Source organism: Victivallis sp. (assembly GCF_048170485.1).
In the GTDB taxonomy this organism is placed as follows: domain Bacteria; phylum Verrucomicrobiota; class Lentisphaeria; order Victivallales; family Victivallaceae; genus Victivallis.
Map to the genome: position 1 here is coordinate 1 of NZ_DBEXAY010000007.1, position 9,220 is coordinate 9,220.

7 protein-coding genes are annotated in these 9,220 nt (G+C 58.0%); 3 read left to right on the plus strand and 4 right to left on the minus strand.

Features of this window, described 5'->3' with window-relative positions; translation table 11 throughout:
* The first annotated feature begins 99 nt into the window (after window positions 1-99).
* Genes ACMLHG_RS00330 through ACMLHG_RS00340 form a run of 3 tightly spaced genes read left to right on the plus strand, consistent with a single transcriptional unit; the run spans window position 100 to window position 3,512 of the window.
* A complete protein-coding gene (locus tag ACMLHG_RS00330; protein WP_294435563.1) occupies window positions 100-1,785 on the plus strand; it encodes a dihydroxy-acid dehydratase in 1,686 nt (561 codons plus the stop codon).
* A 33-nt stretch (window positions 1,786-1,818) separates the two neighbouring features.
* Complete coding sequence (locus tag ACMLHG_RS00335; protein WP_417169154.1) at window positions 1,819-2,727, plus strand: dihydrodipicolinate synthase family protein; 909 nt, start codon at window positions 1,819-1,821, stop codon at window positions 2,725-2,727.
* Window positions 2,724-3,512: an SDR family NAD(P)-dependent oxidoreductase gene (locus ACMLHG_RS00340; protein WP_417169155.1), complete on the plus strand. Its 789-nt coding sequence runs from the start codon at window positions 2,724-2,726 to the stop codon at window positions 3,510-3,512. Before ACMLHG_RS00335 ends, ACMLHG_RS00340 begins: the two co-directional genes overlap by 4 nt.
* 35 nt (window positions 3,513-3,547) lie before the next feature.
* On the opposite strand, the gene ACMLHG_RS00345 is transcribed toward ACMLHG_RS00340, so the two are convergent.
* From ACMLHG_RS00345 to ACMLHG_RS00360, 4 genes are all read right to left on the minus strand, one after another.
* The gene (locus ACMLHG_RS00345) at window positions 3,548-5,137 is read right to left on the minus strand and encodes a metallophosphoesterase family protein (protein ID WP_417169156.1); all 1,590 of its coding nucleotides are present in this window, start codon (window positions 5,135-5,137) and stop codon (window positions 3,548-3,550) included.
* A gap of 15 nt (window positions 5,138-5,152) precedes the next feature.
* The gene (locus ACMLHG_RS00350; protein WP_417169157.1) at window positions 5,153-7,075 is read right to left on the minus strand and encodes a hypothetical protein; all 1,923 of its coding nucleotides are present in this window, start codon (window positions 7,073-7,075) and stop codon (window positions 5,153-5,155) included.
* Between the two features lie 53 nt (window positions 7,076-7,128).
* Complete coding sequence (locus tag ACMLHG_RS00355; RefSeq protein WP_417169158.1) at window positions 7,129-7,974, minus strand: DUF1559 domain-containing protein; 846 nt, start codon at window positions 7,972-7,974, stop codon at window positions 7,129-7,131.
* A gap of 85 nt (window positions 7,975-8,059) precedes the next feature.
* Window positions 8,060-9,145 carry a substrate-binding domain-containing protein gene (locus ACMLHG_RS00360; protein WP_417169159.1) on the minus strand — a complete coding sequence of 362 codons (1,086 nt, stop codon included), beginning with the start codon at window positions 9,143-9,145 and terminating at the stop codon, window positions 8,060-8,062.
* Window positions 9,146-9,220 lie beyond the last annotated feature (75 nt).

The following is a 9,220-nucleotide window of genomic DNA, read 5'->3' on the forward strand; positions in this document are numbered from 1 at the left end:
TTATCATAAATTAATTTGCAAAACCTCCATTTCTGAAGTACACTTTATTGCTGTAAATCTATTCTTATTTTTTTACAACGATAAAACAGGAATGCAGAAATGAAGGAATCCACCTCAAAGCGCTGGTTATCCGGCAGGACCAGACAGGTTCTATTGCGGCGTGCCCTGGTCAAAACAATGGGTTACACCGATGAAGATCTCGACAAACCGATTGTCGGAATCATCAACACCTGGGCGGAAACCAACCCGGGGCACTACAACTTCCGGGAACTGGCGGAAGCGGTCAAGCGCGGCGTCTGGGCGGCGGGCGGTTTCCCGCTGGAAGTGAACACGATGTCGATCTGCGAGGTGTTCTTCGACATCTCCAGTCTGATCTTCCGCAACCTGCTCTCGATGACCACCGAAGAGCTGATCGAGCGTCACCCGTTCGACGGCGTGGTGCTGATGGGCAGCTGTGACAAGAATGTGCCCGCCCAGCTGATGGCAGCGGTTTCGGCGAACAAGCCGGCCATCTACCTGCCGGGCGGCCCGATGCTGCCAGGCAACTACCGCGGCGAATCGCTCGCCTGCGGCACCGACAGCTTCAAGCTCTGGACAAAGTACCTCGCCGGAGAACTCAAGGAGGAGGATCTCTCGAATGTGGAGGGCTGTCTCTACGGCAGTGTCGGCGCCTGCCCGATCATGGGGACCGCCAACAGCATGCAGTGCGCCACCGAATCCCTCGGCCTGAGCCTGCCGGGGAGCGCCGCCGCCCCGGCGGTCTCGGCGGAAAAGTTCCGCATTGCCGAAATGACCGGCCGCCGGATCGTCGGAATGATTCAGGAAAATCTGCGCGTCCGCGATATCGTGACCCGCGAAGCGCTGGAGAACTGCATCACCGTGTTGATGGCCTCCGGCGGGTCGACCAACCTGCTGATCCACCTGACCGCGATCGCGCGCCGGGCGGGAATCGAACTGCCGCTGAATCTCTTCCGCGAAATCAGCGACCGTACGCCACTTCTGGTCAACACCAAACCGGTCGGTGATTACACGGTCGGCATCGAATTTCAACAATCCGGCGGCATTCCGGCGTTGATGAAGGAGCTGGAGGGGATGCTCCACACCGATGCCCTCACCGTCACCGGCAGGACCGTCGGCGAGAACCTCGCGAAGGTCGAACGCTCCTGCAATCCGAAGGTGATCGCGCCGATCGACCGCCCGCTCTCCCCGAACGGCGGCATCGCGACGCTCTTCGGCAACCTCGCTCCGCGCGGAGCGGTGATCAAGCGGGCGGCGGCTTCGCCGGAACTGCTGAAATTCCGGGGCGAAGCGCGGGTGTTCGACACGCTCGCCGACGCCGAAAAATACCTGCTCGACGAAAACTCCGACATGGATGAACACAAGGCGGTGATTCTGCGCGGCTACGGTCCGAAGGGGGCGCCGGGCATGCCGGAGTTCGGCAACTACATGCCGATTCCGCCCAAACTCTACCGGCGCGGCGTGAAGGACTATCTGCGCATCACCGATGCGCGCATGTCCGGCGGCGCATTCGGCACCGTGGTGCTCCACGTCTGCCCGGAGGCGGCGGCGGGCGGTCCGCTCGGCGCGCTCCGCGACGGCGATATCATCACGATGGATGTCGATGCCGGAACGCTCAACGTCGAACTCTCCGACGAGGAGATCGCCCGGCGGCTCGCCGAGACGAAGTTCGAACCGAAAGAGAAGTTCGAACGCGGCTTCATCAAACACTACACCGAGGCGGTTCTTCAGGCCGACGAGGGGTGCGATTTCGCTTATCTGCAATGAGTTGAAGTATTTTTCAGAAAGGATTTTTCTGCGATGAAAAAAGTTCACGGAGTCTGTCCAATCGCTCCGGCGGTCTTTCATGACGACGGCAGTCTCGATCTCGAAGGCTACCGCCGCTGCTGCGACGCGATGCTCAAGGGAGGAGCGCAGGCGCTGGCGCTCTTCGGCATTGCCGGGGAGTACTACAAATTCGACCGCGAAGAGGAGGAGGCGTTGATCCCGGTCACGGTCGAAGTCTGCCACGCGAACGACGCCCCGGCGGTCATCTCCAACACCCGCCATTCGACCGAATCGGCGACGAAATGGGCGAAACGGATCGAGGCTTCCGGCGCGGACTGCATGATGCTGCTGCCGCCTTTCTTTCTCAAGCCGGGAGCGGCGGAGATCACCCGCCACGTCGAAGCGGTCTGCGATGCGGTTTCGATTCCGGTGATGTTCCAGTACGCGCCGGAACAGACCGGTGTGACGATTCCGCCGGAAGCGCTGGCCAACCTCGCCGCCCGCCACCAGAATCTCAACTACTTCAAGATCGAATGCAAGCCGCCCGGTGCCTACATTTCACGCCTCACCGAACTGCTGAAGGGCAAACAGGCGGAAATCTTCGTCGGCAACGCCGGATTCCAGATGATCGAGGGATTCCGGCGCGGTGCACAGGGGGTGATGCCCGGCCCGTCGATGTTCGACGTCTACCGGAAGATCTGGGACGCGCTCGAAGCGGGCAACGATGCGGAGGCGTTCCGGGTCCACGCCAAACTTAACGCGCTGTTGAACCACATCCGGCAGAACGTCGAGATGATCATCCACTTCGAGAAGCGGATTCTCCAGCGGCGCGGACTAATTGAAAGCGCCCGCTGCCGTTCGCCGCAGTTCCGCAGTGACGCGGTCTACGACCGGCTCTTCGACGAACTCTATGCCGCTCTCGAACCGGAGTTCATCCGATGAAGGCGCAGGAGGGAAAACGCGCGCTGATCACCGGGGCGGCCCGGGGAATCGGCGCCGGAATCGCCCGCTCCTTTGCGGCGGCGGGAGCGGAACTGTTTCTTCACTATCGGTCCGACCCGGCGGCGGCGGAAGCGCTGGCCGCGGAGTTGCGCGCGACGGGCACCGAAGTGCACCTGTACCGCGCCGACCTGGGGAAGCTGGAGGAGCTGGACGCCATGTTCGATGCGATCGAACGGGAATGGGGAACACTCGACGCGGCGGTCAACAACGCCGGCTGGGAACCCGGCATGGTGCCGCTGGAGGAGGTCACGCCGGAGATCTACGAAAAGCTCACCTCGGTCAACATCCGCGGCACGCTCTTCGCGTCGTTGCGGGAGATTGCGCTGATGAAACACAATCCATCCGGCGGCAGCATCATCAACATCGGGTCGGTCCAGCAGGAGACGACGGTGCCGGGGCGGACGCTCTACGCGATGAGCAAGGGAGCGATTCACGCGCTCACCGGCGAACTGGCGCTGGAGGCGGGCGAATTCGGAATCCGGGTCAACAACATCGCCCCCGGCTTCATCGAAGTGGAGCGGCTCAAGCGCTCTCCCTCCTACAACCGGGAAGCGGTGGCGACGGATATTCCGCTCGGGCGGGTCGGCCAGCCGGAAGACATCGGGGCACTGGCGGTCTTCCTCGCCTCGTCGGAATCCGGCTTCATCAGCGGCGACACCATCATCGCCGACGGCGGCCTTCACCGGAGACTCGCGCGGAGCCGCAACACCATCTCCCGCACTTGAGGGACTGTGTCAGCCCTCGAACGCCCGCACGCCGGTCATTCCGTTCCGGAGCCGGGAAACTTCCTCCGTCCCGGAATGGTGAACCGGTCAAACTCCACCCCCTCCGGAGTGAATGCGCGAAGTGTCAAACCATCGCGTCCGGATTGCACCACCAGGGCGGAGTTTTCCCGTATTCCCCCGGGCCCATCCAGCGTGACGATGGGGAATGGGTAACGCCCCGGTTCAATTCGCCGATACCGGTGAACATGTCCGGCGATCATTAGATCGAAATCCGCGCCGTTCTGGAATGGAGCCAGTATGCGGCGCATCGTAAGGCCGATCTTGTCCGGAGAATTTTCCGGTGCGATATCGGCGCCGTGAATCACCAGAATCCGATAGTCCGCTTGCCGAAAGGCGGAGCTGCGGAGAGCTTCTTCAAGCATCTTTCGCTGTTCTTCCGCCAGTGCGGCAGTCGGTGACTGCGTTCCGGAATCAAGAACCGCAAAAAAAATCCCGCCGCACCGGAAGGTGTCGAATGTCTTCCGCTTTCGGCTGGAAAAGAAGTCATTCCACCGTTCCTTCTCCCTGCCGATGAACTCATGATTTCCTCGGACCGGCATCAGGCTTCGGCCGGCAAACATGCGGGCAAACGGATCGAGAAACGCACCGAAATACCGGTTTTCAAAGTTATCCGTCGTGGAATCCACGTCACCGAGGTGAATGACGAAATCCGTTTCCTCCCGTTCTGCGAGACGGGAATATTTTTTCAGAAGGTCGAGCCGGAAGAGTGTGCTGTGCTGGGTATCCCCGAATACGAGGATCTTCGCCGGACCGTCACCGCCGAAACAGCGCACCGGCCAGGAGGCCGTCAGACCGGGATATTTTTTCCCGTCCCGGGCAAAGAGCCGGAAACTTCCTTGCGTTCGTTTTGCGGGGTGGCCCAGCTCAATGGTGTGACAGGTCCGCTTCACACCGTCTCCGGGAGCGGTAAAACGTTCGCCGCCGGAGAAGATCGCCTCCGCCCCCAGAGCTACCGGGATGGTGGTGACAACACGGATCAGCATACTTTCAGGCGTCATATGGGTGATCGCCGGGTGGAATTTCAGCGGTTCCTCCGGCGGTGGCAGCGGCAGATCGCGTTCCATCGCCGTCGGGGCAGCCGTCCGGACCGGAGTTGCGGTTTCGGCGATATCGCAAAAGAATTTCATTGAATCCACCCCGCGTTCCACCACGAAGACAATCCGGTTGCGCCCTGCCCTCAGATTGCAGGAGAAAGCATGACGCACCTTGTCCGCAGCCCCGCCGTTGCCACGCCCCATGGTGCTGTATACGAGGATATTGTTCACGTAACAGTCAAACCACCAGTCGGCGGAAGCATGCAGCAGAACACGGCGTTCCTCCGGAGAATCCAACTCCGCAGCCAGCAGGGCAAATCTCGTTCCCGCGGGATAATTCGGCAGTTTCGTCAGATCGAGTGTCCCTTTTGCCGGTTCCAACATGATCCGGCAATCCACCGGCCAGTCGGAATTGACGTACCGGCTGCAGATCTGCGCGATGTCATCAGTAAACCGGAGCTGAAAAGCTGTTCCGGCGACAAGCTGGCAGATCAGACAGAAAAAGCAGAACAACAAAGAAAAAAGACGCATATCCTCCCCCGATGATTATTGCAGGAACACCAGTTCCTTCACTTCAAGTTCCGCCGAACCGGCCCGCTCCGGCGTGCCGCCCGCTCCGAAATTGACGTAACGGATCTCACCCGGAGTGGGGATGCGCTGTTTCAATCCAGCGTTCCACGAGGCGGGCTTGAAATGATTCAACGGAATCAGCCGGGTCTGGAACTCCCTGCCCGGCGGCGGCAGCGTACAGACATAGGATTCATCGCTCGGTTTCTGCTGAAACACCATTTCCGCCTTCAGCCCCGACGGCAACTCTCCGCGATAGGAGATCTTCACGAAACGGGCGTCGCGCGGCACCGCGTTTTCCGGCAGAGAGGAGCGGAGAAACACCCAGTTATGTTTGCCGGGGTTGAGTTGAAACTGCAATTTCACCCTCTTGCCATCCCGGAGAAGTTTTCCTTTCGCGGCGGCGGCATTGGCGACATCGAGCCGGCGTCCGGTCAGCAGGTTGCAGGCCGGCTTGCGCAGCAGATCGAAATAACGATGTTCGAGGCCGCCATCTTTGAATTCCACCGGAACCCGCTGAATTGCAGGAAGCTCAATCGTGTCGCCGGAAACCCGTGCCGTCACCGGAATCCTCTTCGGATTCCGGCCGAGATCGAACACGCAGCTGCCGAAGTAAACCCCGACGGGCAGCGCATATTTCCGCCCGCACAGTTCGAGGGTGCGCGGCTTCTTCAAAAGTGACCAGAAGAAGATTCGCGGATAGAACTGCTCCTTGCGGTAGACGTTGTACGGAGGAGCCGCCTCGGTGATGATTTTTGAACCCGGAGATTCCGGCAGCAGCCGCGACCACAACTGGCCGGAGAAGCTGGTGATCTTTTCCGGGGAACGCAGCGGCCAGGCGAGGACGATTTTCTCCTCTTCGATTTCCGGCATCCTTCCGCTCTTGAACCAGCGGTTGTAAAAGCGGAAGATCTCAAGCAGTTCCGATCCCTTGTTGCAGGAGGGCCAGATGTCGTGGTCCTCGTTCAGGTCGTTCCAGGTGGTGAGGATCATCGTTGAAACACCGGCGCGGATGGCGGCATCATAGATCGCATGAATCCGTCCGAAGTCCGGCTGAGTATAGTGCTTTCCCTCACGCATGTTCCCGCTGCTGACACTCCAGAAGAAGGGTATTTTCTTCAAGCGCTTCATCGTGTGGCGCTGGTATTCGACAAGGAATTCCGTCGGACCGGAGGGGGAAAAAAGATAGGCTCCGTCGGCGATATCATCCCACATCCAGTCGATCCGGGAGGGACGGATGTCGGCGACAAAATAGAACCGCTGTTCTTTTTTACGCAACCCGGCGAGGATCTCACGCCAACCGCAATCCGGCAGAGGCGCCGTTTTATCCGGGGCATCGATGTTCTCATAGAATGAATCCGTCCCGAAGTGGACCAGCAGTGGAAGTCCATTAACCTGTTGATACGCGGAATGATTCGCACTCATTTTCAATGCGGAATCCAGCACCTTGATCCATTCATCGACGGTCAGGACACGACGCTTGGGATAGCGGCTCGAAAGATTGGCCACATCGGCAAAAATCGCCATCTTCAACCCGAGCTCTCCGGCAATCTTCAAACGATCCAGGAAGAGCGGGAAACGCGCAAACGGGGTATTCCAGGAGTCCAGCGGCTTTGTCGGATCGTAATCGGGCACCGGCAGCATGTCATAAAGCACAGTATCAACACCGATTTTTTTCATCAACTCCAGATGAATCCGGGCGAACTTATTGACCAGCGCCCGCTCCTCGGCTGAATCTTTTTTCGGCTGACTTTTCGGAATTTGAGCAAGCGGCAGCGGAAAATTACGCAGGTCGTTGCTGTTCATTTTATTCCGATGTCCGAAAGTCGAACCGCCTCCGCCGATGACCGGATCAATGAATGCGAGATCGACCAGCCAGACCTGACGTTTCTCCGCTGACACGACAACTGCTGCAAAGAAGAGGAGAAGGACATAAAATATTTTTCGCATAAGAATCACCACCATTGAAAGTAAGGGTTCTGCCGGGTATACAATTCCTGCCAGCTGTGCCACTCGAGATGCCCGTCGATGAAGATGACGTTGCAGCCGTTGGAGTGATAATTCGCACAACCGCGACCGCTGCTGCCCGTCCAGTTCCAAGTCTGATTGAGGCGAATTTCAAACTGCGGAATCGTCATACCGTTCTTGAAACGCATTCCCTCGGAAATCATGACACGGCGGCGAATCTGTTCTTTCTTCCCGGTCAGATTCTGCCCCTTGGTCCAGCCGATGCCATATCCTTGTATGTCAGGGTCCCAACTGATCGGCCCCATCTGCGCATACGGTGCATAACCGAAATTGCCGTCACCGGCCAAAACCATCTCCTCATTCAGCGACGGACAGAACCAGACCGAATCCGCCTTGTATTTCGGCCGTCCAATCGATTTGGTATGCCATTCAGCAATCGGCAGATAAACCGAAAGAACATTGCTCCACCAGCCGCCGCGATTAACGTTTTCCGTACCGCTGTTGTTGATCATCGGGTAGTAGGCGTCGCTGTCGGAGCGGTAGAGTTCCACTGCCGTCGTAATCTGTTTGAGATTATTCGCACATTTGATGGTACGCGCCTTCCCCCGCGCCTGATTCAGTGCGGGCAGCAGCAATGCCGCCAGAATGGCGATGATCGCAATTACGACCAAGAGTTCAATCAGAGTAAATCGAGCAGGACGCAATGTCATGGCGACGTCGACAGAATGAGGCGGAGCGTTCCATACCCCCCTTTCCCTGTCGCGGGAGATACGCCCGAGGCCGCAGGCAGATGAATGAGCAAAGCGAAGTTTCGGCAAGACATGATGGTTCATTTACATTCCTCCTTGCAGGGGGTAAATTTATCTCTGCTCTTTACGCAGATGACCGTTTTTCTTTCAGTCGAGTTCTTCGCGGACATCAACACAATCCCAATGATTTTACAGAATCTCCGGGCACGTAACAGCTTGGAATCAATATCTCCTGCGGAGGCATATCGGGATTTTCCCACCGCCGCAAAAGCAGAGCGAGCGCTTCCCGGGCATGTGCTTCGAGTGAAACATTCACGTAGGATACGGCGGGGCGGTAATACTGCATCTCAATCCGGTCGCCGATCACCGCCAGCGAAAGATCATCCGGCACGGAAAATCCATCATCAGTAACCGCCGCCACCGCAGATAGATAATCGGCAGGTTTGACAATCAGCACCGAAAAGGGATAGTTCCCCTTCATGGCGCGCAACTGCCGGTAGATCGCATGCTGGGTGGATTGGTAGAGCGGCACATCGAGCAACAGTGCCAGCCGATCGAAGTCGTGGCTGCACTCCGGATAATTCTGCAACGTCTTTCGCCAGGAGTAATAATGATTTTTGTCGTCCTCCATCTGCTGGATCTGCGCGGCAAGACCGATATTGTGATGCCCCAGCCGGACCAGATTTTCAACCAGAAGCTGAATCTCGCTGCCGGTATTGCCGACAACCGAATCAAACCCCCGGCCGGTCTCATGGATTCCAATCAGAATCAGCGGCTTCCCGCTCTGCTGAAGTTTCTGAAGAAAGACCGGAGAAAGTTTGGCAAAATCTTCCGGACTCCATGCGATGATGCCATCGCAGCAGGCAATGGTCTCATCCACGGTTCGATCGTCCCAATGGCGGGCAAACGCCTGACGGAGCAACAGCTTTTTCTCATCGCACATCCGCTGCATGTGCACGATGAAGTCCACGAATTCAGGCGTCGCAAACGCCGGCAGAATCAACCCCACCTGCCGCTGCATCTTCTTTTCCGAAACCGTGTCGTTGACGAAAAAACCGACCCGCGGCACACATCGCAGATACCCTTCGGCCGTCAATCCGGCGATCGCCTTCCGCACCGTCATGTGGCTCACCTGAAAGAGCTTCGCCAGCTCATACTGCGACGGAAGCGCACTCCCGCGGGCAAAGTTCCCAATCGCGATCTGACGCTTAAGTTCCGTCAGAATTGTATCGGCTTTCACTGAGACTTTCGGCATCAGAACACTCTCCGGATTTTGAAACTCTGCTCTAATATTATATCAGACTGATACAGTATTGTCAAGTCTTTTTAT

Excerpts from the sequence above, each read along its gene's own strand:
- ACMLHG_RS00340 (WP_417169155.1), top strand. The coding sequence starts at position 2,724 with ATGAAGGCGCAGGAGGGAAAACGCGCGCTGATCACCGGGGCGGCCCGG.
- ACMLHG_RS00355 (WP_417169158.1), bottom strand. The coding sequence starts at position 7,974 with ATGAACCATCATGTCTTGCCGAAACTTCGCTTTGCTCATTCATCTGCC.
- ACMLHG_RS00345 (WP_417169156.1), bottom strand. The coding sequence starts at position 5,137 with ATGCGTCTTTTTTCTTTGTTGTTCTGCTTTTTCTGTCTGATCTGCCAG.
- ACMLHG_RS00335 (WP_417169154.1), top strand. The coding sequence starts at position 1,819 with ATGAAAAAAGTTCACGGAGTCTGTCCAATCGCTCCGGCGGTCTTTCAT.
- ACMLHG_RS00330 (WP_294435563.1), top strand. The coding sequence starts at position 100 with ATGAAGGAATCCACCTCAAAGCGCTGGTTATCCGGCAGGACCAGACAG.
- ACMLHG_RS00360 (WP_417169159.1), bottom strand. The coding sequence starts at position 9,145 with ATGCCGAAAGTCTCAGTGAAAGCCGATACAATTCTGACGGAACTTAAG.